This window comes from Paraniabella aurantiaca (genome assembly GCF_050309965.1).
Lineage (GTDB): Bacteria > Bacteroidota > Bacteroidia > Chitinophagales > Chitinophagaceae > Niabella.
In genome coordinates, this window is record NZ_JBLOSY010000001.1 from 2,093,218 (window position 1) to 2,119,824 (window position 26,607).

General features: G+C 41.5%; 21 protein-coding genes. 17 read left to right on the forward strand and 4 right to left on the reverse strand.

Going from position 1 to position 26,607, the window contains the following annotated elements:
* Nucleotides 1-36: 36 nt before the first annotated feature.
* The 6 genes from ACLOAU_RS09115 (at nt 37) to ACLOAU_RS09140 (ending at nt 9,510) form a co-directional block, all read left to right on the forward strand.
* Nucleotides 37-1,284 (forward strand): 6-bladed beta-propeller, encoded by a 1,248-nt coding sequence (locus tag ACLOAU_RS09115; protein ID WP_427861554.1) that lies wholly within the window; start codon nt 37-39, stop codon nt 1,282-1,284.
* Nucleotides 1,284-4,238 carry an outer membrane beta-barrel protein gene (locus ACLOAU_RS09120; protein WP_427861555.1) on the forward strand — a complete coding sequence of 985 codons (2,955 nt, stop codon included), beginning with the start codon at nt 1,284-1,286 and terminating at the stop codon, nt 4,236-4,238. Before ACLOAU_RS09115 ends, ACLOAU_RS09120 begins: the two co-directional genes overlap by 1 nt.
* Nucleotides 4,239-4,517: 279 nt before the next feature.
* Complete coding sequence (locus ACLOAU_RS09125; protein ID WP_427861556.1) at nt 4,518-5,531, forward strand: homocysteine S-methyltransferase family protein; 1,014 nt, start codon at nt 4,518-4,520, stop codon at nt 5,529-5,531.
* A 25-nt stretch (nt 5,532-5,556) separates the two neighbouring features.
* A complete protein-coding gene (locus ACLOAU_RS09130; RefSeq protein ID WP_427861557.1) occupies nt 5,557-5,946 on the forward strand; it encodes a GxxExxY protein in 390 nt (129 codons plus the stop codon).
* Between the two features lie 49 nt (nt 5,947-5,995).
* Entirely contained in the window at nt 5,996-8,674 is a 2,679-nt protein-coding gene (metH, locus tag ACLOAU_RS09135) for a methionine synthase (protein WP_427861558.1), read from the forward strand.
* Nucleotides 8,675-8,700: 26 nt separating this feature from the next.
* A complete protein-coding gene (locus ACLOAU_RS09140; RefSeq protein WP_427861559.1) occupies nt 8,701-9,510 on the forward strand; it encodes an alpha/beta hydrolase in 810 nt (269 codons plus the stop codon).
* Between the two features lie 12 nt (nt 9,511-9,522).
* On the opposite strand, the gene ACLOAU_RS09145 is transcribed toward ACLOAU_RS09140, so the two are convergent.
* The gene (locus tag ACLOAU_RS09145) at nt 9,523-9,990 is read right to left on the reverse strand and encodes a YqgE/AlgH family protein (protein WP_427861560.1); all 468 of its coding nucleotides are present in this window, start codon (nt 9,988-9,990) and stop codon (nt 9,523-9,525) included.
* Nucleotides 9,991-10,033: 43 nt separating this feature from the next.
* Entirely contained in the window at nt 10,034-10,393 is a 360-nt protein-coding gene (locus ACLOAU_RS09150; protein WP_427861561.1) for a septal ring lytic transglycosylase RlpA family protein, read from the reverse strand.
* 220 nt (nt 10,394-10,613) lie between these two features.
* On the opposite strand from ACLOAU_RS09150, the gene ACLOAU_RS09155 reads away from it, so the two are divergent.
* Nucleotides 10,614-10,898, forward strand: a complete 285-nt coding sequence (locus ACLOAU_RS09155) for a SemiSWEET family sugar transporter (RefSeq protein ID WP_427861562.1) — start codon at nt 10,614-10,616, stop codon at nt 10,896-10,898.
* 95 nt (nt 10,899-10,993) lie between these two features.
* Here ACLOAU_RS09155 and ACLOAU_RS09160 read toward each other — a convergent pair whose 3' ends face one another.
* A complete protein-coding gene (locus ACLOAU_RS09160; protein ID WP_427861563.1) occupies nt 10,994-13,465 on the reverse strand; it encodes a DUF5686 family protein in 2,472 nt (823 codons plus the stop codon).
* Between the two features lie 94 nt (nt 13,466-13,559).
* On the opposite strand from ACLOAU_RS09160, the gene ACLOAU_RS09165 reads away from it, so the two are divergent.
* The 7 genes from ACLOAU_RS09165 (at nt 13,560) to ACLOAU_RS09195 (ending at nt 20,536) form a co-directional block, all read left to right on the forward strand.
* Nucleotides 13,560-14,204, forward strand: coding sequence for an MBL fold metallo-hydrolase (locus tag ACLOAU_RS09165; RefSeq protein WP_427861564.1), 645 nt, complete (start codon nt 13,560-13,562; stop codon nt 14,202-14,204).
* Between the two features lie 100 nt (nt 14,205-14,304).
* On the forward strand, nt 14,305-14,727 hold the full coding sequence (locus ACLOAU_RS09170; RefSeq protein WP_427861565.1) for an SRPBCC family protein: 423 nt from the start codon (nt 14,305-14,307) through the stop codon (nt 14,725-14,727).
* Nucleotides 14,728-14,757: 30 nt separating this feature from the next.
* Nucleotides 14,758-15,048: an RNA polymerase alpha subunit C-terminal domain-containing protein gene (locus tag ACLOAU_RS09175; RefSeq protein WP_427861566.1), complete on the forward strand. Its 291-nt coding sequence runs from the start codon at nt 14,758-14,760 to the stop codon at nt 15,046-15,048.
* 227 nt (nt 15,049-15,275) lie between these two features.
* On the forward strand, nt 15,276-17,309 hold the full coding sequence (locus tag ACLOAU_RS09180; protein ID WP_427861567.1) for a ComEC/Rec2 family competence protein: 2,034 nt from the start codon (nt 15,276-15,278) through the stop codon (nt 17,307-17,309).
* A gap of 254 nt (nt 17,310-17,563) precedes the next feature.
* The gene (locus ACLOAU_RS09185) at nt 17,564-18,253 is read left to right on the forward strand and encodes an aspartate/glutamate racemase family protein (RefSeq protein ID WP_427861568.1); all 690 of its coding nucleotides are present in this window, start codon (nt 17,564-17,566) and stop codon (nt 18,251-18,253) included.
* A gap of 24 nt (nt 18,254-18,277) precedes the next feature.
* On the forward strand, nt 18,278-19,804 hold the full coding sequence (gene purH, locus ACLOAU_RS09190; RefSeq protein ID WP_427861569.1) for a bifunctional phosphoribosylaminoimidazolecarboxamide formyltransferase/IMP cyclohydrolase: 1,527 nt from the start codon (nt 18,278-18,280) through the stop codon (nt 19,802-19,804).
* A 150-nt stretch (nt 19,805-19,954) separates the two neighbouring features.
* The gene (locus tag ACLOAU_RS09195) at nt 19,955-20,536 is read left to right on the forward strand and encodes a transposase (protein ID WP_427861570.1); all 582 of its coding nucleotides are present in this window, start codon (nt 19,955-19,957) and stop codon (nt 20,534-20,536) included.
* A 141-nt stretch (nt 20,537-20,677) separates the two neighbouring features.
* Here the strand turns inward: ACLOAU_RS09195 and ACLOAU_RS09200 are convergent, their stop codons facing one another.
* Nucleotides 20,678-21,166, reverse strand: coding sequence for a GNAT family N-acetyltransferase (locus ACLOAU_RS09200; RefSeq protein WP_427861571.1), 489 nt, complete (start codon nt 21,164-21,166; stop codon nt 20,678-20,680).
* A gap of 117 nt (nt 21,167-21,283) precedes the next feature.
* On the opposite strand from ACLOAU_RS09200, the gene ACLOAU_RS09205 reads away from it, so the two are divergent.
* The 3 genes from ACLOAU_RS09205 to ACLOAU_RS09215 all read left to right on the forward strand — a co-directional run bounded on the left by ACLOAU_RS09205 (nt 21,284) and on the right by ACLOAU_RS09215 (nt 26,481).
* Nucleotides 21,284-22,504 carry an erythromycin esterase family protein gene (locus ACLOAU_RS09205; RefSeq protein ID WP_427861572.1) on the forward strand — a complete coding sequence of 407 codons (1,221 nt, stop codon included), beginning with the start codon at nt 21,284-21,286 and terminating at the stop codon, nt 22,502-22,504.
* A 1,205-nt stretch (nt 22,505-23,709) separates the two neighbouring features.
* Entirely contained in the window at nt 23,710-24,684 is a 975-nt protein-coding gene (locus ACLOAU_RS09210) for a ribonucleotide-diphosphate reductase subunit beta (RefSeq protein ID WP_427861573.1), read from the forward strand.
* Nucleotides 24,685-24,804: 120 nt separating this feature from the next.
* Nucleotides 24,805-26,481, forward strand: coding sequence for a ribonucleoside-diphosphate reductase subunit alpha (locus tag ACLOAU_RS09215; protein WP_427861574.1), 1,677 nt, complete (start codon nt 24,805-24,807; stop codon nt 26,479-26,481).
* Nucleotides 26,482-26,607 lie beyond the last annotated feature (126 nt).

A 26,607-nucleotide genomic window follows, 5' to 3' on the forward strand; every position in this document is an offset into this window, starting at 1 on the left:
TTGCAGGAAAATGATTTTTCCAACGTCAAAGGGGTTATGAGAAAATGGATAACGATTTTTTGCCTGTCGGCATGTTATGCCGTTATGGGCCAAAACGGAAAGGAACTGTACTTTCAGCCGGGTTTTGCATCGGGTGCGAATGCGTCAAAAGTATTTGAGGAAATAGACTATATACCTCTCGAAACAACCAAAAAAAGCATTTTTGGCCGCATAAGGCAGTTATTGGTATCTGACAAATACTTTATTATTTGGGATGCGGACACGAACTTTATTTATTTCTTTGATAAGAAAGGAAAATTTATAAAGAAATACCGGCCGCCTAACTGCATTATTAAATCCATTCAGCTAGACAAAGCAAAGAATGCCATTTTTATCTCGGGCAGCAATAAGAACTACAATTTTTCGCCAGCCGAAATTGAAAAAATGATGGAAGATCCAACCAATAAATCCTTTGCGAGATTTACCTGGTCGGCTTACTATGATCTGGGCGACATTCATAAGGAGAAGATTCAACGGTTAAAAGGATTCAGCTTGTCTCTTGTTGATCCTACTATATTTAATGGCAATCAATGGGCGTACAGCTACATATTTGCAAACCGTAAATTTAACGATCAAACAGAGTATGAGCTTAAAGTGTACGATGGGGAGAAGAACATAAGCAGGTATCTCCCTTATAATAAACGAAACGATACTTATTATTTCAAACCGGAGCAAATTTCATTTTTCCCTACCAACGATCCCGGAGCGTTATTATTTACCCGGCCTTATAGTTATGGCATCTATAAATTGACAAATGACAGCACATCCCTGCTGTATACCTTAATATTACCTCTAGAAAATTCCCTGTCAAAATCCTTTTTCGCAAATCCTTTCCGATCTAAAAACGATTTTGATTTGTATCGCGAGCAGAACGGAAATTTTGTATGGAAGATTTATGGTGTTTATCAACTGCAACAATATCTTTTCTTCTCGCTTGATTATAATCGTAGCCCTAGAGACCGGAACTTCCTGTTTGATGAATCTACCAATCGCTTCTATGCAACCGGTAAAATAACGGCTGATAGCACCAACGCTTTTTTGCCGGTTCTATCAACAAGCATTCAATACAGCGATGGTAATTATTTATACACGAGCGCTTCATCTTCTACAATGTTCCAGAACAGAGACTATAACCAGGCAAAGAATCCTCAATACAAACCTGCCGTTAAACAATATTTTGAAAAGGGTACCCGTACAGATAATCCGGTTATCATTCAATTAAAACCCAAAAATAAGATCGGATAATGCGGATACTAATAACTGTGCTGCTTATAGCTTTTTTACCCTCTTTGCTATTGGCTCAAAAAGATTCCACGCGTAGCGGTTCTATTACAGGTATTGTAAAGGACTCGGCTGATGATTATGCGTTGCAATCTGTAACAATAACACTGTATAAGAAATCTGATTCTTCGCTGGTGAATTATCATATAACCGGAGAAGATGGTGCTTTCACCTTTAATGATATACCGTTTTTCACCCCGGTTAATATCAATTTTTCTTTTACAGGATATAACCCGTTTTCTAAAACGATCACTTTAGATTCTGCTAATCGGAGTTTCAATTTTAAAAATGTACTGTTGGCCAAGAGCCAGGGTACCATGGATGAAGTGGTGGTTAAAGCTGTTGTTCCGATCACTATGAACGGAGATACCCTGGAGATCAATCCCGCAGCTTTTAAATTAGATTCTAACGCGGTGGTAGAAGATATGTTGAGAAGAGTGCCGGGTGTTACCATGTGGGGTGATGGAACGATCACCGTTAACGGGCGAAAAGTAAATAATGTATATGTAGACGGTAAGCCCTTCTTCGGCAGTGATCCGGCAATGGCTACGCAAAACCTGCCAAAGAATGCTATAGAGAAAATACAGGTGTATAAAGAAACAGATTATACGAAGGACAATATTGATGATAACCCCGCAGACTCTATGCTGACGATGAATATCAAGTTACGCGAGGATAAAAAATTCGGTTACTTTGGTAAAGCCGGTGCCGGTATTGGTACCGATGATCGGTATGAAGGGGATGCGTCGGGACTCGCTTATAATAAACGGATAAGGGGCGGAATAGCCGCCAGTATGAATAATATTAATAAATCGGCGGGTTTGCAGGAGATGTTTCAACAAAGCACTTACCGGAACTATAATCCTAATAACAGGTACGTAGCGAACTTTGGTAGTAATGGTATTAACCGGGTGCTGTTTTTGGGTGGTAATGTGCAATACGATTTTTCTCAAACCAATAACAGCCGTTTTAATAACCAGCTCAGAGCTAATTATGATTTTAGAAATACGCGGAATTTTACAAGTTCAACTACTGACTCTAGGATTACAGTGCCTAATAGAGTCTATTTACAGGATGCACTGCAGGAAAGTAATTCAGATAATAATTCGCATAACGCGGGACTTAGTTATAACAAACGAGATCAGGATAAAGATTTTTCTGTAAATCTGAATTTTAGCTCTTCTGATGGTGAAAGAAATTCCAGTGGTTTAACTGAACGTTTTACAGAAGATGGAAATCCCGTGAGCCGAAGTAAGAGCACCACTTCTTCAATGAACTCCAGCAACGGTCTTAATTTCTCTACTTCATTCAGAAACAAAGATGATGATGATCGCAACCTGAAAAGCTTTGGCCTCAATTATAATTTAAGCCTGAATGATTCAAAAAGTGAAAGTAAAAACCTGACCGATTTTATTTCTTACGAACGACCTAGTGAGAACAGGTATTATAACCGGAAGAACAATAACGAAGGCTCAAGCTTTAATACCAATCTCGGGATGAATTACAATGCGTTAAAGCGTCTGCTGTTTGGTAATTTTAGTTTATGGAACATCAATATGGTTTTAAATAATAACGTTTCATTTTCGCGCTCAGAATCTAATACGCTTGTAAGTGACTATGATTCCTTGACAGCAAATTATATAATTAATGATTCCCTAACCAACGATAACCGTGTTACAAGGATCGAGGACAGACCCTCTCTAAGGCTTTCCAAGAATTTTACGAGACGGTTATCAGATCGATTTAACCGGTATATTAATGTATCGGCTAATGTTCAAGGACAATTTTTAACAGAAAGAAATGAGTCTAATTTCGATTACCGCAATATTGATCGCTCTTTTAACTTCTTCACACCTTCAGCATCAGTTGGTTATAATTACCAGCGCTTTAATAAATATACTATTGAAGCAAATTTAAACGGGTCTTCAAATCCTTCAATTCCCACTGTTGATCAATTACGGCCTATCGTTGATACTAGTACTAACGTATATAATATCAATTTAGGTAATGCCAACCTAAAGCCATATATAACCAATGGTCTTACCTTCAATTTAAATTACCGCCGGGAACAACCTGCACGTAAAGCAGATCTGAGTTTTGAGCTAAATGGTGCTGCCAGCCAGGTTAACCGGGGCATAGTAGATAGTAGCTTTTTCGACGACAGTACAAGCCGAAGAACTATTTATTTAATTAATATGGACGGAAGACGTAATTATAGTGCTGGTTTTACCGGAAGAACTTCCTTCAAGTTGAAAAATAATAAGGTGCTTCAGTTTAATTATTCTTTCAACTATAGTAATACCACTTCTCCAAATTATGTAGATGGTTTATACAATATTGCTAAGGCCAATAATCTTACCTACAATATTGGAGTGTTTTATACGCTGGGAGATATTGGAAATATTCAGGCCTCACAGGCAATTAATACTAATAGCAGCCGGCAAAGCCGTCAGGATATAGCTTCATTACACACCGTTAATTATATTACCCAGGGGAACCTGAACCTGTCTCCTATACGGGATCTGACAATCAGCAGTACTATTAATTATGTTACCAACAATACAACTAATCAGTCCTCTACTTTATGGAATGCCTTTGCTACTTACCGGTTCTTAAAAACCAAGCAGGCAGAAGTAAAGTTATCTGCGATGGATATATTGAAGAAAAACCAGAACATTGCAACTACTTCAAGCTTAACTAATGTAAGCACTACGGTATCTAACGGATTGCAGCAGTTCTTTATGGTTACGCTTTCTTATTATCCACGAAAATTCGGCGGTGGAGGCAGAAGAGGCGGAGGCGGCCGTGGAGAGGGGGGTGAAGGAGGTGGTGGAGAACGCCGTAATTTTGAGAGGAGAGGATCCGGAGGTGGTGGCTTTGGCGGCGGAGGAGGAGGAGGTATGCGGGGTCGTAACTAATCTTCTTTATTCTTCATAGTGTAATAGCCAAGTGTATATACACCTGGCTATTGCTTTTTAGTGTTTTTTACTACATTTTAAATTTTTTTTAGTGTTTTAAGCTATAGATTGCAATACAACCCAAATTTTTGACTTTTGTCGTAACTTTGCATCCCGCAGGCGGATTTGTTTATTGTTCACCCTGCGTAAAAAAATGAACTAATAAACGTAAGACCACTCTTCAGGTTCCCACGTTTATAATTAGTTCAATAAAACAAGGCAAAATTTAAATTGTTACGAATGAGTACAATAAGAAATTTATTGAATGAAAAAATATTAGTGCTGGATGGTGCTATGGGTACCATGATACAACGCTATAAGCTTACCGAAGAAGATTACAGAGGCGATCGATTTAAAGACTGGCACACAGATGTGAGAGGTAATAATGATCTGCTGAGTATCACCCGGCCCGATGTGATCAAAGCGATTCATAAAGAATATCTGCTGGCAGGGTCTGATATTATTGAAACCAACACGTTTAGCAGTACATCTATCGCCCAGGCTGATTATGATATGCAGGCATTGGCACATGAGCTAAACGTAGCTTCTGTGCAATGTGCGAAGGATGCGATCCTTGAGTATCAAAAAGAAACAGGAGATCAGGCGCCAAAATTCGTTGCGGGCGCTATCGGCCCATTGAATAAAACATTGAGTCTTTCTCCCGATGTAAATAATCCTGGTTATCGTGCGGTTACCTTTGATGAGGTAGTGGTGGCTTATACCGAACAGATTCATGCGTTAATTGAGGCAGGTGCAGATATCCTTCTAATTGAAACCATCTTCGATACCCTGAACGCGAAAGCGGCTATTTTTTCAGCCAAAAAATATTTCAGGGAGCATCCGGGTTCCGAATGTGAGATCATGATCAGCGGTACTATTACGGATGCTTCGGGGCGTACCCTGAGCGGACAAACATTAGAAGCTTTCTATATTTCGGTGGCGCATGCCAATCCATTAAGTATTGGACTTAATTGTGCTTTGGGCGCCCGGGAAATGAGGGCGCACGTAGAAGAGTTATCACAAATTGCCGGTTGTTATGTATCTGCTTATCCCAATGCAGGACTACCCAATGCAATGGGTGAGTATGATGAGCTACCTACACAAACGGCAGCTTTTCTTGACGATTGGGCTAACCAGGGCTTTGTAAATATTGTAGGAGGCTGCTGTGGCACTACACCTGATCATATCCGTGAAATTGCGAAGGCGGTAAAAACAATACAGCCGAGGGTATTACCTGTGGTGGAAGAAGCTTAGCCACAAAGACACTTAAGACAGAAAGATGCTCGAAGAAGAAAGGAATCATATTGAGTTTTTAGGTAAACAAGTTGTCGATATTGCTTATCATATACACAAAGCACTGGGACCTGGTTTATTGGAAAAGGTTTATGAATCTTGTTTCTGTTACGAATTAACTAAACGTCAAATATCTTTTATAAAGCAAAAAAGAGTACCCGTTGTTTATGATGGTATTGAGTTTGAAGATGGATTGAGACTTGATATTTTGGTTGCAGATGCGATAATCATTGAATTGAAGGCTCAGGAAAATTATCATCCTGTATGGGAGGCTCAGTTACTTAGTTATTTGCGGCTATCAAACAAACATTTGGGATACATTATTAATTTCACAGTTCCACTTATTAAAGACGGTATCAAACGAATGGTGTTATAGCCTTTGTGTTTTTTTGCGTCTTTATGTCTTGGTGGCAAAGAATAAAATTATGAGTTTAACTATCAAACCATATCTCCGTCTTTCGGGCTTAGAACCATTAATTGTACGCCCTGAAACTAATTTTATCAATATCGGGGAAAGAACCAACGTAACGGGTTCTAAAAAATTTGCACGCCTGATTCGTGAAAATAAATACGAAGAAGCACTGAGTGTGGCACGCCAACAGGTAGAGAACGGGGCCCAGGTTATTGACATCAATATGGATGATGCGTTGTTAGATGGCGTGCAGGCTATGACAACCTTTGTCAACCTCCTGCAAAGTGAGCCGGATATATGCAAAGTACCTTTGATGATCGACTCTTCGAAATTTGAAATTATTGAAGCCGGTTTGAAGTGCGTACAGGGAAAATGTATTGTAAACTCTATTTCTTTAAAAGAAGGGGAGCAAAAGTTTATTGAACAGGCGATCACCTGTCAAAACTACGGCGCCGCAGTTATTGTAATGGCCTTCGACGAAAAAGGACAGGCAGATACAGAAGATCGTAAAGTTGAGATTTGTCATCGTGCTTATAAGATACTTACAGAGCAACTCGGCTTTAAAGGGCAGGACATTATTTTCGATCCGAACATATTTGCAGTGGCTACTGGTTTGGAGGAGCATAATAATTATGGGGTGGACTTTATTGAAGCTACCCGTCGTATTAAACAACTCATGCCGTTAACCGGGGTAAGTGGTGGGGTTAGTAACCTGTCATTCTCTTTCAGAGGGAATGAGCCGGTACGTGAGGCGATGCACTCTGTTTTTTTATACTATGCCATTCAGGCTGGCATGAACATGGGTATCGTAAATGCGGGGCAGTTAGTCGTGTATGATGAAATAGAGCCACAGCTAAGACAGCTTTGCGAGGATGTTATTCTTAATCGAAATAATGATAACAATGAAGCTACCGAGAAACTAATCACTTTTGCAGAAACAGTTAAATCTGAAGGAAAAGTAGAGAAGAAAAACGATGCCTGGCGGGATAATACCGTTGAGGAACGCCTGAAACATGCATTGGTAAATGGTATTACGGATTATATCGATACAGATACTGAAGAAGCCAGGCAAAAATATCCCCGGCCGTTGGAAGTGATTGAAGGCCCTTTAATGGCGGGTATGGATGTGGTAGGTGACTTGTTTGGTGCAGGTAAGATGTTTTTACCTCAGGTGGTAAAAAGTGCACGTGTGATGAAAAAATCTGTTGCCTGGTTAACACCTTTTATTGAAGAGGAAAAGCTGGCTAATCCATCTGCTCAGGCGGGAGGAGCAGGTAAAGTTTTGTTAGCTACTGTAAAAGGTGATGTGCATGATATCGGTAAAAATATTGTAGGAGTTGTGTTAGGCTGTAATGGGTATGATGTAATCGATTTAGGCGTAATGGTGCCTGCCGATAAAATATTGGATACTGCTGAAAGGGAAGGCGCGCATATTATTGGATTGAGTGGGTTAATTACGCCTTCACTGGATGAGATGGTTCACGTAGCCCATGAAATGAAGCGTCGCAATATGAAGCAGCCCTTATTAATTGGGGGTGCTACTACTTCCCGTATGCATACAGCAGTGAAGATTGCTCCCCAGTATGATAATGGCGTAATGCACATTCTGGATGCTTCCAGAAGTGTAACAGCCGTAAGCACTTTGTTAGGTAAAGACAAGCAGGGATTATTAGATAAAACCAGTGAGGAATATGAAGGCCTGCGTCAGCAATTCGCCAATAAGAACAAGAAAGATTTGATTGCTTATAAAGATGCTGTAGCTGCTAAAGAGCAACTGGACTGGGATAGCTATACGCCCACTCAGCCAGCCATAGATGGCGTTAAAGTCTTTAAAGATTTTGATCTCGGCGAAATAGCAAAATACCTCGATTGGAGCCCGTTCTTTATTGCCTGGGAAATGCCGGGCAGGTACCCACAGGTATTGAGTGACGAGAAGTTTGGAGCAGAAGCTACCAAGCTTTTAGCCGAGGCACAGAAAATGGTAGAACGCATTGTAGCAGAAAAATGGTTTACTGCTGATGGCGTTATTGGCTTCTGGCCGGCCACTAGTAATAATGCAGATACGATAACCATCGAAGCTAACGGAGCAGAAGTAAAACTGGAGTCATTACGTCAGCAGTCGAAGAAGGCAGCTGGACACTTCAACTTCTCATTAGCCGATTTCGTGATGCCCAAAGAGAAAGGACAGGATTATATGGGCGCTTTTGCAGTCACTATTCATGGCGCGAAGCAGCATATTGACCGTTTCGCCGCTGAGTTTGATGATTATAATAAGATCATGGTCCAGGTGTTAGCCGACAGGTTTGTAGAAGCTTTTGCTGAATGTCTTCACGAGAGATCGAGGAAGGAGTATTGGGGCTATGCCAAAGAAGAGAACCTGACCAATAAAGACCTGATATGGGAAGAATATGATGGTATAAGGCCTGCCCCAGGATATCCTGCCTGTCCTGATCATACAGAAAAATATAAGCTGTTTGATTTGTTGAAAGTAACAGATAATATAGGCATTACCTTAACCGAAAGCCTGGCAATGGACCCTCCCGCATCGGTATGCGGATGGTATTTTGCCCATCCTAAAAGCCATTATTTTGGTTTGGGTAAGATAGGTCGGGATCAGCTGGAAGATTACGCCAAAAGAAAGGGCATGAGTATAGAAGATGCGGAAAGATGGTTAAGCCCGGTGTTGGAATAATTTTATTACTAAAAATAAGTAAAACTATGTTACGCAAGCTCCCTTTACTGTTGTTATTGTGCGGTATAGCCTTTCGTGTTTTTGCGCAGGACTATATTCTTAAAGAGAATATTTCTTACGTATCTAAAACAGAAAAAGATGCTTATAAGAAATCCAGGTGCGTATTAGATATTTATTACCCTAAGGACAAGAAAAGTTTTGCTACTGTAGTATGGTTTCATGGGGGCGGTCTGGAGGGCGGAGAAAAGGGCATCCCGCAGGAATTAAAAAACAAGGGTATTGCTGTAATTGCGGCTAATTATCGTTTAAGTCCAAAGGCGAAGAGTCCCGCTTATATAGATGATGCTGCGGAAGCTGTGGCCTGGGCTTTTAAACATATTGATTCTTTGGGCGGCAGTGCCGATCATATCTATGTTTCGGGACATTCGGCCGGAGGTTACCTGGCTTTAATGGTTGGGTTGGATAAAAAATATCTTTCCCAATTTGGAATAGATGCGAACCGTATTCGGGGACTGTTACCTATAAGCGGACAGACCAACACCCATTACACGATCAGGAAGGAGCGTGGACTGCCGATGGATATACCTATCGTAGATGCGTTGGCGCCATTGAATGTAGTCCGTAAAGACATACCTCCAACATTGTTGATGACCGGAGATAAGAATCTGGAAATGATGGCACGCTACGAAGAGAATGCGCATCTATATTCGGTATTGAAAGGTATAGGCGTTAAAGAGGTAAAGTTATACGAGCTGCAGGGATTTGATCATGGTAATGTGTATGCGCCTGCATGCTACCTGATAGTAGACTGGATTAAGAAACATAGTAAGCTATAGTTGAGTTGTGGCTTATGTTACGTTATCAGTAAATAAAGCACTTACATCCAACTCTTTCACCTCCCAACTACCTTCCTCGATTTCTGCTTCCAGCTCGCCGGTATCCCATCCGCAATAACCAATAAAGATCTTAATGTCTTTTGATGTCAGACTATTATTATTGATCTGTTCGATAGTTTTTTTAAAATCTCCGCCCAGGTAAATATCATCAATAATAGGTGTGCCTCCCGGTATTAAGTCGCTGCGGTGATGAACGAAATAGAGATGTTCCTGGTCAACCGGGCCACCTTCGTATAAAGGAAATGCAGGACTACCGCTGAACTCCACCAAATCATTTAATGTGCGGTTAAAAATCTTATTGATCACAAATCCTAAAGCACCCTGTTCATTGTGTTCTGCTATAAAAACAACAGACGAATCGAAGTTAGGATCATCCATTGAAGAGGTACTGCTCAATATCTTTCCCTGGTAATGGCTCATGGTGAGTATTTTGCTTCAGGCCGCAATAATTGTTCCAGCCTGGTTACTTCTTTTTTTTGTATTTGATGGTGACATCCGAAACACCTGCATTCACCATATCCAGCCGTTTAGCAGCCTTTTTGCTGAGATCAATGATCCGGCCTTGTACAAAAGGTCCCCGGTCATTAATACGCACTTTAACTGTTTTGCCGTTGGCCTTGTTTTTCACTTTTACTTTGGTGCCAAAGGGCAAGGTTTTGTGAGCGGCGGTTAGCTTATTTTGTTTGAATACCGCTCCGCTGGCGGTTTTACGTCCCACAAATTTATCGGCATAAAAAGAAGCTTTTCCTGTCTCAGTTATTTTTCTGCTGCAACTGCTAACAGCAATAATGCATAATAAAAGGGCAGGGAATATTTTATTCATGCGGGAAAAATAATAACGATAATCGAGATGGCAAACTTTGAAATATAATAAAATAACAAGGCTTCATAAAATGAGGTATTGAGCATTGTACCTGAGGTATTTAATGTAATCTGAGTGGCTGTATAAAAAGTTGTCTGTTAATTTTCCGCTGCTAAAGCAAATTGATAAAAATGCTCAACTCATAAAGGATATCTATTTTTGCAATACTAAACCCACTGATATGGAATTTGTTGATATACTTGGCTATGTTGCCGGCCTTTTAACGACGCTTACGTTTTTACCCCAGGTAATAAAGACCGTAAAAGAAAAGTCTGCAAAAGATGTATCGCTGAATATGTTTTTAATAGCTGCAGCCAACCAGGTTTTGTGGGTAATTTACGGAGTGCTTAAAAAAGACCTGGTTATTATTATGACCAATGTATTGATATTAGTATTGTCGCTGACGATGATCTTCCTGAAACTTAAGTTTGGCAGAACCACAGCAAGTTCGTCGGGTACTTTGTAGAACTTTTGATGGGACTATTGTGCAGCTAATGTTTTCTTTAGACGATGCTACTGCTATGTGACGATGTGTTTCAAAGTAAGCTGCAACGAAGTCTCTTAAAAATTAAAGCGAAGGCTTCCAAACACACCAAAGTTTTTGATAGAAGATGTGGGCTGCTCTCCTGGCAGTACACGCCATATAAAATCAACCCTCAATACTCTCAGAATATTGTCGACCCCTGTTCCCAGTTCCAGGTAGGTCTTCCCGTCTAATGACAAGAAGCTATGGCCTGGTTGAAAATTAAGTGCCTTATTAGCATCGGATAGTGATCCCCATAATGCTTTAATGGTGTAGAACTGCCTGAATTTTGATTTAGGGATCAGCTTAAAAATACCGTTACCAATATTATGCTCATAGTTGATACCTGCAAACTGGTCATGAACATATTGATAACGGATCATGGTATTGAATGCATATTTGTTGTAGTAATACATTTCGTTGCCGGGTGCCACATCTAAAAACATATAAGGAGCAGTACCAAACGTTTTTCCTGCATATAGCTGGTAGTTGATAATACCGAATGGCGGTGTTTTGATATAATCTGAAACGGAGGCTAATATCTTTGAATAATTGTACCTGCTATTTAAAACGCCTGATATGCCTTTGGTATAAGTAGCTTCCACAATAGGATAGGGGCTGCCCAGGCTCGCCCGGTAGAAGGTGGACTCCAGGAATTTTTCCAGGAAAGCAAAACGAAGGCGTACAGAAAGCTCGGTAGTCGTTAAGCGTTTCAAGCCTTCACCAAATGCATCAGCTGGCAAAAGATTGGCCAGGGGTGTATAGGTTTTGTTGGCAGCAGTCGCTTTTACCGAAAAGCCGTTAGGCAGTTCGTTGAAAAATTCAAAGCTACCCTCCGCCAGGTTCATAAACTTCATGGGAACGCCAGGTTTACGCACCGCGAAGGAAAATATATTATCCGATGAAATCTCGCCATAGTAACGCTGCCCAAAGTCAAGATCATTTTTATAGGTTAAAGCCCAGTACTGGCGCGGATCTTTTTTAGGCAGGAAAAAAAGCTCACCCATACCTTTTAACTTTTTATCGCTAAAGCCATAAGCCAGGTAGGTATGGTACATGAATTTTTTATTAAAATGCTTATTGCTGGCCACATCAAACCGCATCCTGAATCCTTCCCATGCGTTACCCGAAAACCAGTTGTAAGCAGATCCCAATCTTACATTACCTACATCAAAATACCCGGTACCCATAAACTCCAGTTGCCTGGTTAGCTTTTGATATACCGGGGCATTCATAATGGTGTCGATCATCTTCACAATATTCTTTTCGGTAGTGCTGAGCTCCTCGTGTCGGGCGGATTCCCAGTAAGTGTTGTCTTTTTGCTGGGCGCCGGGAACGGTGACAATTTCTTCCAGTTCTTTATTCAGCTTTAGCCGGGCAACTACTGAGCTGTCGTTGACCACTATATTGCGATAGGTACTTGTTTTACGGCCAATAATACCAGGTGTTTTGTCACCCACGGGTGCAACATCCACTACCAGTTTTTCCCGGCTTACAAACCAGTTACTATCCGCCAGTCGTGTATACTCCTGTATATAACTAAAGCGCTCCATGAAGTTGACATCAGCAGTTTTGTCTAAAGCTAAATTCATTTTCTGAATAGCAAAGCTGCCAAAATGTACCCAGCAATCGCCTTCAAAAGTATTCATGCCTTTGCGCCGGGGCCTGAACAAAAGGTGATAATACCTTTCCCCCGCAATGTATTGCGTATCGGCTACAGTATACTTATAATAAAAATCACCATTGTCACTAACAGGACTTATAAACTCTTTATTAAAAACATTAATGAAATTATTATACACGTTAATTACCTGGTCCATTCCCCCCAGGAACTTCACCATGCTTTCGTTTTTGATGCCATTCGTATTAGCGCCAATAATTTCTTCCCTACGCTTCATCGGTTTTTTCTGGTAATAATAATTACTGATCGCTTCCGTGAGATAGGTGGGTAATATTTTGATGCCTTCTGAAGTATCTATATTTTGATTGATGAGGTCGTTGATAGGCCGTAGGGGTTTAAATCTCGTGATTCTTTGCAGACTTTTAAAATTCTTAAGGTCTATCTCCAGTTTATTATATAGCTCGTAAGAAAAATTGTCAAATTTGTACCGGTTGTTCTGTGGTTTATGCTCTACCACTTTTTTCCAGAGCCACAATCCTTTATCGATCTTTGATTTTACGATTACCACATCATCGGTTGTGCCACGCTCCATGGGAATAGTAATATCTAAATCACTTTTAGCATGATCCATGGTGAGGAAAAATGTCTCATAACCTACATAGCTGACGATTAGTGTATCGGAGGGCCAGTCACTGATGGAAAATGCAAACCTTCCGGCAGAGTCGGTTATGGCGCCCATTGAAGTGCCTTTAAAAATAACCGACGCAAATGCGATAGCTTCGTCACTATGGGCATCTTTCACTAACCCCTTTAGTGTTTTCTGTGAAAAAGAAACGGTACAGCTAGTCAGTCCGATAACCAGGATTAAAAACTTTAGGGTAAGATTCATCGACCGCAAATTTACGATTGTTTTAAATTGTAAATATGTAGTCGTCTTAGTTGCATCAATTACTTTTGCGTCAAATCAAAAAATTTAACAAAAAATGTTATCTGTACATAAATTTACTTTTAACCCCATACAGGAAAATACCTATGTGCTTTACGCCGAAAATGGGGACTGCTGTGTTATCGACCCCGGCTGTTATTTTGAGGAGGAGCGGAATGAATTGATGCGCTTTATACAGTCCAAAAATCTAAAACCGGTATACCTGCTCAATACGCATTGTCATTTGGACCATGTTTTTGGAAACAAATTCGTTAGTGAGACCTGGCAGTTGCCTTTGTACCTGAACGAAACTGAAAAAATGGTTTTGAGTTTCGCGCCTAAATCGGCAGACATATATGGCCTACCTTTTGAAAACTATGATGGAGAAATGAAATGGCTTCTTCCAGGCGATATTATCAGTATCGGCGACAATGAGCTCAAAGTTTTATTTACACCCGGGCATTCACCAGGCAGTGTCAGTTTCTATAATGAGAAAGATGGTTATGTGATCAGTGGTGATGTATTGTTCAGCGGAAGCATCGGACGTACTGATTTACCCGGCGGAGACTATGATGAGCTGGAGCGCTCTATAAAAACAGAGCTGTATACTTTGCCAGACGCTACAAAAGTTTACTCAGGTCATGGCGGCGGCACCAGCATTGGCTATGAGAAGCGCAATAATCCTTTCGTAAGAGAAGATTAACAGGGTGCCGGGCTGTCGCAAAATACCTTGTATTAGTCGCTAATGTCCATCATTTCAAATAGATAGGCGATGTATGTTTGTGTAACAAAACAAAATCATTATGGAAACAAAATCAAATGTAATCACTGTTTCAGCATTAGTAAACGCACCTGTGGAGAAAGTATGGAAGTTGTGGACCACTCCATCCGATATCCAACAATGGAACGCCGCTTCACCCGATTGGCACTCTCCCAAAGCGGAACATGATCTAAAACCCGGAGGTCAATTCTCTTATAGGATGGAAGCCAAAGATGGCAGCTTCGGTTTTGATTTCGGCGGTACATTCGATGTAGTTACCGAAGCGCAGTACCTCGAATATACATTAGGCGATGGGCGGAAAGTAAAAGTTCATTTTACTGAAGCGGATGGTGGAACAAAAATCGATGAGCATTTTGAGGCCGAGTCTCAAAATCCCGAAGAAATGCAGCAGGCGGGTTGGCAAGCCATTCTCAATAATTTTAAAGCCTATGCCGAGAAAAACTGATGAATCGTTCTGATCGTGAATTTAAACAGTATGGCCTCGTCAAAAACATTAAGAACCTGTCCTAACGGGCACCAGTACTATAAAAGTAGTGACTGCCCGGTTTGTCCTGAATGTGAAAAGCAAAACAAACCGGGTGGTTTCTTTTCCGCCCTCAGCGCCCCGGCCCGCAGGGCCCTGGAGGCAGCGGGCATTACCACCTTGCAACAACTAGCCACTTATTCTGAAAAAGAAATTTTAAAATTGCATGGCATGGGCAAAGCTTCCTTACCTAGGCTGAAGGAAGCGCTCAAGCACGAAGGTTTTAGTTTTAAGCTATCCTGATTCTTTTCCTCCTGGCATTTATTTTTTGTAAATGGGCTTTTATCCAACGGGCTTATTCTTGCCAAATAGCCTTAATTCGTGTCCTCAAGAATTATAGCCATATATGAAAAATATTTAATTTTTATTGTAACTTAGTGCTGACTATAACCTACGACATAACCTAAAACATCGGGTATAGGCTAACTATGTTTATAAAGCACAATCCTATAATAAGGCTTTTGCTACCAATGCTTGCCGGCATCATGCTTCAATGGTACCTGCAGATCTCTTTGACTATAAGTATCATAGCTTTTGTCGTTTCATTGTTAGTTTTTTTTATGATGGGGGCTCTACGCAATTTTCAAAGCTGGCAATGGGCGCCCTGGCGGGGATGGGTATTAATGATAGCGCTTGTATCCTGCGGTATGATCCTTGCCTGGTTAAAGGATACGCGCAATCACCGGGATTGGTTGGGTAAACAGTACCAACCCGGAGATCTTGTCGTGGTGACGATCGATGAACCGCTGGTTGCCAAAGAAAGATCCTACAAGGCTACAGCATCTGTCATGTATGTTTTTAAAGAGGGGAAGAAAATAAATGCTTCGGGCAGTATTATTATCTATCTAAAGAAGGATAGTCTCAATTATACTTTGCGCGCCGGCGACAGAATTCTTTTTAACCGCGATCTCCAGGAAATACGTAATGCGGGTAACCCGGGCGGCTTCGATTATAAGCGCTATGCGTTGTTTAATGGCATTACGCACCAGGTATATTTAATGCATAAAGATTATCATCAGCTGCCGAGCAATTATCTGCCATGGTATAAAAGCTGGCTGCTGCAATCGAGAAACTACGCGCTGAATGCCGTTAAAACGCATATTAAAGGGGCCAAAGAGCAAGGACTGGCGGAAGCTATGTTGATCGGCTATAAAGATGACCTGGATAAAAGCCTCTTACAGTCGTACACCAATACTGGTGTGGTGCATGTAATAGCCGTATCGGGCATGCACCTGGCTTTATTATACTGGTTGTTGAATTTGTTGTTTGCGCCACTTCTTCGGAAGAAAAAGACCCAATGGCTGCACGCCGTGCTGGTGCTCAGCTTGCTTTGGTTTTTTTCGTTCATAACCGGCGGAGCTGCTTCTATTGTACGGGCTGCCGTGATGTTTACTTTTATTACAGTGGGGACGCAGATCAATCGCAACGCCTCTATTTACAATATACTGGCCGCATCTGCTTTTTGCCAGTTGTGTTATAATCCTTATTGGTTGTGGGATGTAGGATTTCAATTGTCTTATGCAGCGGTGCTAAGCATCGTTGTGTTTTATAAACCTATCTATAACTTACTATTCATTAAGAATAAAATACTCGATGCGATATGGCAGCTGGCGGCGGTAAGTATCGCAGCACAGATATTGACCACGCCCATTGCGCTGTATTATTTTCATCAATTTCCTGTGTATTTCTTATTGAGCAACCTGGTGGTGGTGCCGGTGTCTACTATTGTTTTAGTCGCCACACTGGTGTTGGTGCTTTTGTCTCCCATAAAAATCATTGCAGCTTTTATAGGACACCTGTTAAATGGGTTGATCTGGTGGTTGAATACATTTATTGAGCGCATGGAAGATTTTCCTTTAGCGGTCTGGTCGGGCATCAATATCAGCCTGTCTCAATCTTTGCTATTGTTTGTTTTTATTGCCGGTATGGGATTTTGGTTGATGTCGCAACGAAAATCTGGTTTCTGGTGGGCTATGTCCAGTTTGAGCGTTTTCCTGCTGATAAGAGCAACTTCTTTTTATAATGCTGGCAAACAGCAAAAGCTAATTGTATATAATGCCAACCGGTATGCTGCTATGGATGTTATTAATGGGAGAAATTATTCTTATTATGGAGATGCCGAAGCTTTGGCGAATACATCGGTGATGAATTACGTGCTGAATCCTTCGCGCATTTTGCACCGGATAACTGCAGGGCGTGACCCAAAATGGGAACAGCCGTCAGGCAATGCGCTCATCTTTCATGATCAGAAGGTGATACGCATTAATCAGTCCCTACAAAAATCCGTTGAAACGGCTTCTTTATCCGCAGACCTGGTGATTCTATCGGGTAACCCACGGTTGTATATATCCGACCTGGTAAAAATGGTCCAACCGTCACAAATCGTAATTGACGGCTCTGTTCCGGCCTGGAAAGCCCGTTATTGGGTGCGGGACTGCGACTCCCTGCAAATTGCCTGTCATAATGTGGCTACAGAAGGCGCTTTTGTAATGAGCCTGTATTAGCGATGCAGAAGATTTAAGTTTATGTATGAGATTCATCATAACTTTTTACTGTTATTATAACAGTAAATTTTGTGATCTCAGCTATATGAATAAATACAAAAAGCTGAAATTGGTGGACGCCATTATTTTTTGATTATCAATTTATTATTGCAGTTAAGTAGGCTGAAATCGGTACAAGTGAATTTAATGATAACTGTAACTTTCTCTACTGTCTTTTTTACAGTACATTTGCGCACTCATTCAGATCAATTTAAATGAAAAAACTGGGACTGGTGGGCGGCATTAGCTGGGTCTCCACAACTGATTATTACCGTTATATCAACGAAGGCATCAATGCAAAATTGGGTGGTCTTAATTACGCGGAGTGCATCATCTATTCTGTTAATTTCCAGGAAATCCATAATAATAACCTGGCTGATAATTGGGAGGCTACCTTCTCCATTTTAAAGAATGCCTGCGAAAGTTTGCAAAAAGCAGGTGCTGAAGCCATTCTGCTCGGCGCCAATACCATGCATTTACTGGCGGACAGGGTAGCGGAGGTTATTAATGTCCCCCTGATCCACGTGGCTGTGGCAACTGCTGAAGCCATCCGGCAAAAAGATCTAAAAAAAGTGGCATTGCTGGGAACGAAATTTACCATGGAGCGTGATTTTTTCAAGGATAAACTGGCCCAAAAAGGTATTGAAGCCCTGGTGCCGGATGAGGCAGGCCGGAATTATATTGCCCAAAAGCTGGAAGCCGAGCTGTATAAAGGTATTGTGACTGACGAAACCAGAGCTGGCTTTTTGGATATCATTCATCAATTAATAGCTCAGGGTGCAGAAGGCGTGATACTGGGTTGTACCGAAATCCCGTTATTAATTAAACAGGAGCATTTAGATATTCCTGCATTTGATACCACAAAAATTCATTCAGATGCTGCAGTGGCATTTGCTTTAAGTTAAACAACATCACATCACATAACAATCATGAACAAAAAAATTCAATCAGCCCTCATTTCCGTTTTTTATAAAGACGGCCTGGAACCTATTGTTAGAGAATTAGACCGCCTGGGTATTACTATTTATACCACGGGTGGCACACAAAAATTTATTGAAGACCTGGGTATACCCGTGGTGCCGGTTGAAAACCTGACTACTTATCCTTCTATTTTAGGCGGTCGTGTTAAAACCCTGCATCCATCGGTGTTTGGTGGTATTTTGGGCAGAAGAGACCTGGAGAGTGATGTGCAGGAAATGAAAGAATATAAGATTCCGGAAATCGACCTGGTGATTGTAGATCTGTATCCTTTTGAAGAAACAGTAGCTTCTACCACTGAAGAGAAGGCGATTATTGAAAAAATCGATATTGGTGGTCCATCAATGATACGTGCGGCAGCTAAGAATTTTAAAGATGTACTCGTTGTAGCTGCCAAAAAAGATTATGCGGCTATTACCGAATTATTGAAAACGCAGAATGGCGAAACCTCTATCGAACAGCGTAAAGGCTTTGCTGCAAAAGCATTTGAAACAGTAGGGCATTATGATGTGGCTATTGCTAAATATTTCAATACAACCAATACTGATGTGGAATATTTCTTCCATTCAGAAACGCATCCTAAAATTATGCGTTACGGCGAAAACCCGCACCAGCAGGGCATTTTCTACGGCGATTACGACAAGCTGTTTGAAAAATTAAATGGTAAAGAACTTTCTTATAATAACCTGGTGGATGTGGATGCAGCGGTACAACTGATCGCTGAGTTTCCTAAAACGGATGAGGTTGTTTTTGCCATCATTAAGCATACCAATGTTTGTGGTGTAGGCGGTCGCAGCACTACAGCTGATGCCTGGACTACTGCTTTAGCTGGTGATCCTGAAAGTGCATTTGGTGGTGTATTGGTTACTAATGGTACTATTGATGAAGCTACAGCTAACGCCATCAACGAAATTTTCTTTGAAGTATTGATTGCTCCTGCGTTTGATGAAGCAGCTTTAACCATCCTGAAATCTAAAAAGAACAGGATACTATTACAGCTGAAAGAATTGCCACAGGTAAAAGTGCAGTTTAAGTCTGTATTAAACGGTGTGTTGCAACAAGCCACTGATGAAGGATCTTATACTGAGTGGAAAGAAGAAGGTGGCCGTACTGCAACAGCTGAAGAAAAAGCAGATCTGGAATTTGCGAATATCATCTGCAAGCATTTAAAATCGAATGCCATTGCTTTGGTAAAGAATAAGCAATTAGTAGGTAAGGGCGCCGGGCAAACCAGCCGTGTAGATGCGGTGCGTCATTCATTGGAAAAAGCCAAACAATTTGGTTTTGACCTGAATGGTGCAGTATTAGCAAGTGATGCATTTTTCCCTTTTAATGATAGCGTACAAATAGCGCACAGCGCAGGCATTGCAGCCTTTATCCAGCCCGGAGGTTCTATCCGCGATAAGGACTCTATCGACTATTGTAAAGAGAACAACCTGGCAATGGTTTTGACAGGTATGAGGCATTTTAAGCATTAGCAGTCGAGTCTCCATAGGACTCGACGTTAAATGACGTGATTTGGCCCCGCTGTACTAAACAGCGGGGTTTTTAGTTATTCAGTCGAGTGTAACCTGGGCTCGACTATTCTTATCCTTGTCGGATCTCTAAAGGAGTCGTAACTTTATGCTATGCCAACCAAAAGAAAAATCACCGAACCGGAGGGCGTGTATTTTATCACCTTCACCTGCCTGCACTGGCAACCTTTGATACAAATTGTAGATGGTTACGATCTGGTATATCAGTGGTTCGACTACCTAAAGAGCAAAGGACATTATATTGTAGGGTATGTAATTATGCCCAATCATATACATGTGCTGATAGCTTTTAGAAACACCGGTCAACCGATTAACACTATAGTGGGAAATGGTAAGCGATTTATGGCCTATGGCATTGTAAAGCGTTTAAAAGCAATGAGCGAAGAAACGCTGCTGCATAAACTGAAGTGGGACGTAAACATGTCTGATAGGAAAAGAAATAAATTGCATGAAGTGTGGGAGGATTCTTTTAATTGGAAGGAATGCAGAATCAATGCATTCTTAAGACAAAAGCTCAATTATATTCATGCTAATCCCTGCAAAGGCAAATGGATGTTGGCTGATGCTCCGGTTAACTATATACATTGTTCCGCAGGGTATTATCTCACAGGTAAACAAGGCTGTTACGAAGTGTTGCATTATTTAGAGTTAGCAGATGTCGACCTCACACGTTAACACCGGGTACATCTCGTTCTGCGCCGAGTCCACGCCTTCACACACTTTCCTGCTGTGAGACTCGGCTAGCGACTCTGATCTCTTCGAGTCAACAGGCGAGTCTCTGCGCCAGCGGACTCGCCGTCCTCGATGTGAGTCTCTTTAGGAATCACCGCTCAACTCCTTCACCATCCATATATCACAAGACGTATGCCCCGACTCTCCCAAAGGGTGGTCCAGCAGCCGGTAGCCCTGCTTTTCATAAATACGAACTGCATGGCTAAACTTAGGCTGGCTTTCCAGGTACAAATGTGTATAGCCCATGTCTATGGCCGATTGCGTGCATTGCTCCATTAAAGCACGACCCACACCCAGCCCGCGCGCGGCTTTGCTTAAATAAAACTTGACCAACTCCGCATAGTCAGGCGGAAGTCCCGGCGTTGGATACACGCCACAGCATCCTGCTATAACCCCATTTATCTCAGCTACCCATAATACTGATCGCTCTTTTAAGAATAATGTGAATAGGTCATCGGTTGTGGCATCAGAATAAACGGTGCCTGTTTTGGGAGCGTCAAATTCTTCAAAAGCACTACGTATAATGGTAGCAAGTGTAGCATTATCTGCTGCCTCTATTTTTCTCAGATTCATATAGAAATATAGTTATTGTTACTGCAAATAAACATGTCGTTTGTTTATTAACATTGATCATGAAAATTAACAATTTTTACATGATAGAAATTTTTATTTTTAGCTAAACAAAACATTATGAAACTGCCTGTGATGCTACTTCTCCTACTGCATTTTACGTTATATCTTTTTGCTCAACCTAAAATAGACGAGAGCATTGTGCCTTTAAACATCGCTGATAATAAGGCCACTATATTAAAGCTTCAGCCGCTGATCGAAGAAATGGGAAAACATAAAATTGTAGGATTGGGAGAGGGAACGCATGGTACAAAGGAGTTTAATGATATCCGGATCAGTTTAATTAAAGAATTCGTTGAGAAGAAAGGTTTCAGGATCATTTGTTTTGAGAATGCATTTGGCGATACTTACTATTTAAACCAGTGGGTCAATTCTGAAAAACCTGTAAAAGAAGGGATGAAGATGAGCTTGAATTCATTATGGCAAACAGCAGAAGTAGAAGCATTTTTTGAATGGATCAGAACTTTTAACCAAACTCATGCTGATAAGATTTCTATTGTTGGGATGGATTTTAATTACCAGGCGAACACCGCGAAAATAATTAACGAGGAAATAAAGAAAACAGGAAATAAGGATTTGATGCTTCTATCAGAAAACCTGATTAAAGATGCCTTATTTTATGACAATGCCTGGAGTAACCAGATGAAAAATGTGGATAGGGCTAATATAAGAGCCAGTGTTCAAAACACGCGCTCCAACCTGAAACAAATAGACAGCCTTATGAAGGTGAATGACGTGCCTGCGTCAGACCTGCTTCAGGCATCAATCAATAACGTAAAGTTCTGGTGTATGGGCGAGGGTGGGCGCGATAAAAATATGGCACGCATGGCTGTTGATTTGGCAAAGAATGATAAAATGATTATTTGGGCACATACCGTTCATCTGGCCTTAAAATCCCCATTCAAAAATAATATGGTGGGTGGTTGCGGAGGTTACATAAAGCAGCTAGAGCCGGCTTATTATTCGTTAGCAACAGGTACTGCAGAGGGAGCTTATGGCGGCACGGCAGACCGGTTTAATACAAAGTCCAACTCAATGCAGAAGTATAAATTACCTGATGTAAAAAAGCCGGGATGGGATGAGTTTTTCTCTGAGCAAAAAAACGAAGCATTCTTCATAAGCTTAGATAAGTTGAAAACTGATACAACAGCCCTTCCGCTTCGCCTTATTGGTTACGGACCGCCCAAGGGTATTTTGTATAGTGATGAAATGAAGATTTCTGATCTGTTTGATGGTTATATTTTCATAAAACATACCAGGGCTCCGGAGTATATTCAATAAGTTGCGACACCGTAAAAACCGATGAAAGTATAGGATGAAAATTAAATAACGCTGCACTATCTCTTTTCTTCTTACCCCCTTATAATTGAAAAGGGATTAACCGCAGAAAAAGGAGTGCGCAGAGCAAACGCAGAGCGGACATTCGTAAGCACAAAACTTTACTCATAAGCGTAAAATAACCACAGTGCGCCCTTCAATAGGTCTTAACCTATGCAGTAGCGGATGGCATGTTGATCAATTCAGAAGGAATGGTATTGCTATAGAAAACAGGGTATTGCGTAGTGGAACCCCGAAGGGGTGACATTATTCATCAATCGACGAATTTGCAACCGGCGAAGCAAGCTAAAAGCGGTGTTGGTTAGTCGCAACAGGTTTGTACGTGTTTTGCATACCTCCCTACAGGTCTTTTACCTGTCTCATCGTATAAAATATATATTCGGCGCGGTCTTTTACTGGCCCCCCAGGGTTATGCAGCCTCATTTTTGAGGTTCCGGACCCAATTATAGGTTTACCAACCCCAACGAAGTGGCCCGCAACCCCGCGCGAGGTATCTACAACCGCGACAGACCTATCAATAATCCCCCTGCATAGGTTCTCCGGCCGCAATAATTCGGTTGATGACTTGTCCAACATATAAAAGTATCCTCCACGGTTAACGCATGCGCAGAGTAAGATCGGCCAGAATAAAAACGGCCCTGGGCACGGCTTTCAGGCAGTTAGGTGTTGAATAGCCCGCTATGTTAGTTACAGGTTAACAACATTTAAACAAAAGCGTTCAAACCCTTTTCCACAGGGCTTTTCAGGGCAATGATTCTCCTATAAAGCACTTGTATAAGTAGCACTGTGTCAATGACTAATTATATTTTGCCGGTACCCATAATTTATAAAAAACAGGTTATCAACCGTTCAAAAAATCCAACCAAAGTTTCGCACATCGTGTGAATAACAACTTTACTATTTCTGTTTTTTATTGAATTAATTTGTACTCGGTTTTGCGGATTGTAGTTAACAATTGCTTAACCGGTAGTGTTAAGATGTGTGAGGCGGATGTAAGCCAGGCCATTAACAACGGAAAGTTAAAATCCAAATTATATTTTAAAGAAGAAAAGGCAGAAATGCTTGATAGTCAGTTACTTAACCGGTAATGCTAAAGGCCCTTTGTCTCTCTTCTATTTTATAGAACCTTATTTTAAAAATTTTTGATCATGGGATTGTTCGACAAACGCGTAAACTATAAGCCCTTTGAATACCCCGAGGTATTGCAGTTTACCAGCGCTATCAATAAATCGTTCTGGGTGCACTCCGAAGTGGATTTCACCGCAGATACACAGGATTTCCACAGCCATCTTACGCCTGCTGAGCGTAACGCCGTAAAGCGCGCTTTACTGGCGATCGCTCAAATTGAAGTGGCCGTAAAATCTTTTTGGGGCAACCTGTACAATCACCTGCCTAAACCTGAGCTGAATGGCCTGGGGAGCACCTTTGCTGAGTGCGAGTTTCGTCATAGCGAAGCTTACTCCAGACTGGTGGAAGTGCTGGGTTACAATGATGAGTTCGAAACATTGATAGAAGTACCGGTAATTAAAGAACGTATCGAATATTTATCGAATGTTTTAAAAAATACCAAGTCGAACGACAAGCAGGAGTATAGTATTGCGCTGATTTTGTTCACAATCTTAATTGAAAACGTATCCTTATTCAGCCAGTTTGCGATTATTCTGTCTTTTACCCGCTTTAAAGGCTGGATGAAGAACGTAAGCAATATTATTGCCTGGACATCGGTTGACGAGCAGATACATGCCAATGCCGGTATCTACCTGATCAATAAAATAAAAGAAGAATATCCTGAAGTGCTGAACGAAGCAACGCTTTCGCGCATTACCGATATGGTAAAAGAGTCGATTGCTATTGAAGAGCAGATACTGGACTGGATATTTGAAGAGGGGGATGTAGATATTCTGAACAAAAAAGACCTGAGCAATTTTATCAAGTTCCGTGTAGATGAAAGCCTGAATAAAATTGGCCTGCCATCGCAATACTTTATCAGCGCCGAGCAATACCGCCCCATGCGCTGGTTTGAAGAAGAAGTGTTTGCCAACAGCCTGGACGATTTTTTTGCAAAGCGCCCGGTTGATTATACCAAGCACGATAAGAGTATTACGGCGGATGATCTTTTTTAGTTGATAGATGACAGTGTACAGATGACAGCAGTCAACTAACAACTGTCAACCGTAAACTTAACTACGCCCTCTAAACAATAAATACTAAAACCTGTTAAAACCTATAGCAAAATGGAAGTAATGGACCCAATGATACAAAAAACGCCCATCACAGAGAAAATGTGGTGGAGAAACGAAGAAAGTGAGCAAATACTCAACCGCGGTTACCTGTTGAAGGGTGAAACCGTAGAAGGCGCTATTGAGCGTGTGTGTGCAGCAGCAGCGCAACGCCTGTATAAGCCGGAATTGAAAGAAGCGTTTATGGAAATGGTAGAGCGTGGCTGGATGAGCCTGAGCTCGCCTATCTGGGCCAATATGGGTACTGAAAGAGGGTTGCCTATTTCTTGTTTTAACGTACATGTACCCGATCATATCGAGGGCATTACACATAAGCTGGGTGAAGTGATCATGCAGACTAAAATAGGCGGTGGTACATCAGCTTATTTTGGAGATCTGCGTGGCCGTGGTAGCTCGGTTACCGATAACGGTAAAAGTAGCGGTGCGGTAAGCTTTATGCGTTTGTTTGATACAGCGATGGATACCATTTCTCAGGGAGGTGTGCGCCGCGGTGCTTTTGCAGCTTACCTGGATATTGATCATCCGGATATCGGCGAATTTTTACAGATCAAAAGCATTGGTCACCCCATACAAAACCTGTTTACCGGTGTATGCGTACCCGACTACTGGATGCAGGATATGGTTGATGGCGATAAAGAAAAACGTGAGATCTGGGCTAAGCTGCTCGAAAGCCGCCAGCAGAAAGGATTGCCTTATATCTTCTTTACCGATAACGTAAACCGTAACAAACCTCAGGTATATAAAGATCTGAACTACATGATCAATGCCAGCAATCTTTGCTCGGAGATCATGCTGCCTTCTACCAATGACGAGTCGTTCATTTGCTGCCTGAGCTCTATGAACCTGGAGCTGTATGATGAGTGGAAAGATACCGATGCGGTGCGTTTGGCTATCTTCTTCCTGGATGCGGTTTTACAGGAATTTATTAATAAAACAGAAGGTAATCACTACCTGGCAAGCGCCAACAAATTCGCTAAGCGTCACCGTGCTTTAGGCCTGGGTGTATTGGGCTGGCACTCTTACCTGCAGCGCAATATGATTCCGTTTGAAGGTTTAAGAGCCAAACAGCTGACTTCTAAAATATTTGCTGATATTAAAGAGAAAGCTGATAAAGCTACGATGGACTTGGCAAGAATTTATGGTGAGCCGGAAGTATTAAAAGGCTATGGCCGCCGCAATACCACTACCATGGCTATTGCTCCTACAACTTCTTCTTCTGCTATATTAGGACAAACCTCTCCGGGTATTGAACCATTCAGCAGTAACTATTATAAAGCAGGTTTGGCAAAAGGTAACTTTATGCGCCAGAACAAATACCTGAAACAATTACTGGAGTTTAAAGGCATCGATAATGAAGATACCTGGCGCAATATTATGCTGAACCACGGTAGCGTGCAGCAGGTAGGCGGTTTAACCCCTGAAGAAAAATCGGTATTTAAAACCTTTAAAGAAATAAGCCAGCTGGAGATTGTACAGCAGGCCGCCATTCGCCAGCAGTATGTAGACCAGGCACAGAGCCTGAACCTGAACATACCCAGCAACCTGCCCATTAAAGATGTAAACAAGCTGATGATTGAAGCATGGCAGCTGGGTGTAAAAACCCTGTACTACCAGCGCAGCCAGAGTGTGAGCAAAGAGCTGGTAACAAGTTTGGTTACCTGTGTGAGCTGCGAAGCGTAAAGAAATAAAAAATTGAAAAATAAAACCCGGTTGACCCCCGGGTTTTTTATTTATTTACTGGCCGAGTTCTTATACGCGGGCTATGCGTTGCTGGACTTCGTGTGCGTGTAAAGTGTTTAAGAATTT

Excerpts from the sequence above, each read along its gene's own strand:
- ACLOAU_RS09115 (WP_427861554.1), top strand. The coding sequence starts at position 37 with ATGAGAAAATGGATAACGATTTTTTGCCTGTCGGCATGTTATGCCGTT.
- ACLOAU_RS09120 (WP_427861555.1), top strand. The coding sequence starts at position 1,284 with ATGCGGATACTAATAACTGTGCTGCTTATAGCTTTTTTACCCTCTTTG.
- ACLOAU_RS09125 (WP_427861556.1), top strand. The coding sequence starts at position 4,518 with ATGAGTACAATAAGAAATTTATTGAATGAAAAAATATTAGTGCTGGAT.
- ACLOAU_RS09130 (WP_427861557.1), top strand. The coding sequence starts at position 5,557 with ATGCTCGAAGAAGAAAGGAATCATATTGAGTTTTTAGGTAAACAAGTT.
- metH (WP_427861558.1), top strand. The coding sequence starts at position 5,996 with ATGAGTTTAACTATCAAACCATATCTCCGTCTTTCGGGCTTAGAACCA.
- ACLOAU_RS09140 (WP_427861559.1), top strand. The coding sequence starts at position 8,701 with ATGTTACGCAAGCTCCCTTTACTGTTGTTATTGTGCGGTATAGCCTTT.
- ACLOAU_RS09145 (WP_427861560.1), bottom strand. The coding sequence starts at position 9,990 with ATGAGCCATTACCAGGGAAAGATATTGAGCAGTACCTCTTCAATGGAT.
- ACLOAU_RS09150 (WP_427861561.1), bottom strand. The coding sequence starts at position 10,393 with ATGAATAAAATATTCCCTGCCCTTTTATTATGCATTATTGCTGTTAGC.
- ACLOAU_RS09155 (WP_427861562.1), top strand. The coding sequence starts at position 10,614 with ATGGAATTTGTTGATATACTTGGCTATGTTGCCGGCCTTTTAACGACG.
- ACLOAU_RS09160 (WP_427861563.1), bottom strand. The coding sequence starts at position 13,465 with ATGAATCTTACCCTAAAGTTTTTAATCCTGGTTATCGGACTGACTAGC.
- ACLOAU_RS09165 (WP_427861564.1), top strand. The coding sequence starts at position 13,560 with ATGTTATCTGTACATAAATTTACTTTTAACCCCATACAGGAAAATACC.
- ACLOAU_RS09170 (WP_427861565.1), top strand. The coding sequence starts at position 14,305 with ATGGAAACAAAATCAAATGTAATCACTGTTTCAGCATTAGTAAACGCA.
- ACLOAU_RS09175 (WP_427861566.1), top strand. The coding sequence starts at position 14,758 with ATGGCCTCGTCAAAAACATTAAGAACCTGTCCTAACGGGCACCAGTAC.
- ACLOAU_RS09180 (WP_427861567.1), top strand. The coding sequence starts at position 15,276 with ATGCTTGCCGGCATCATGCTTCAATGGTACCTGCAGATCTCTTTGACT.
- ACLOAU_RS09185 (WP_427861568.1), top strand. The coding sequence starts at position 17,564 with ATGAAAAAACTGGGACTGGTGGGCGGCATTAGCTGGGTCTCCACAACT.
- purH (WP_427861569.1), top strand. The coding sequence starts at position 18,278 with ATGAACAAAAAAATTCAATCAGCCCTCATTTCCGTTTTTTATAAAGAC.
- ACLOAU_RS09195 (WP_427861570.1), top strand. The coding sequence starts at position 19,955 with ATGCCAACCAAAAGAAAAATCACCGAACCGGAGGGCGTGTATTTTATC.
- ACLOAU_RS09200 (WP_427861571.1), bottom strand. The coding sequence starts at position 21,166 with ATGAATCTGAGAAAAATAGAGGCAGCAGATAATGCTACACTTGCTACC.
- ACLOAU_RS09205 (WP_427861572.1), top strand. The coding sequence starts at position 21,284 with ATGAAACTGCCTGTGATGCTACTTCTCCTACTGCATTTTACGTTATAT.
- ACLOAU_RS09210 (WP_427861573.1), top strand. The coding sequence starts at position 23,710 with ATGGGATTGTTCGACAAACGCGTAAACTATAAGCCCTTTGAATACCCC.
- ACLOAU_RS09215 (WP_427861574.1), top strand. The coding sequence starts at position 24,805 with ATGGACCCAATGATACAAAAAACGCCCATCACAGAGAAAATGTGGTGG.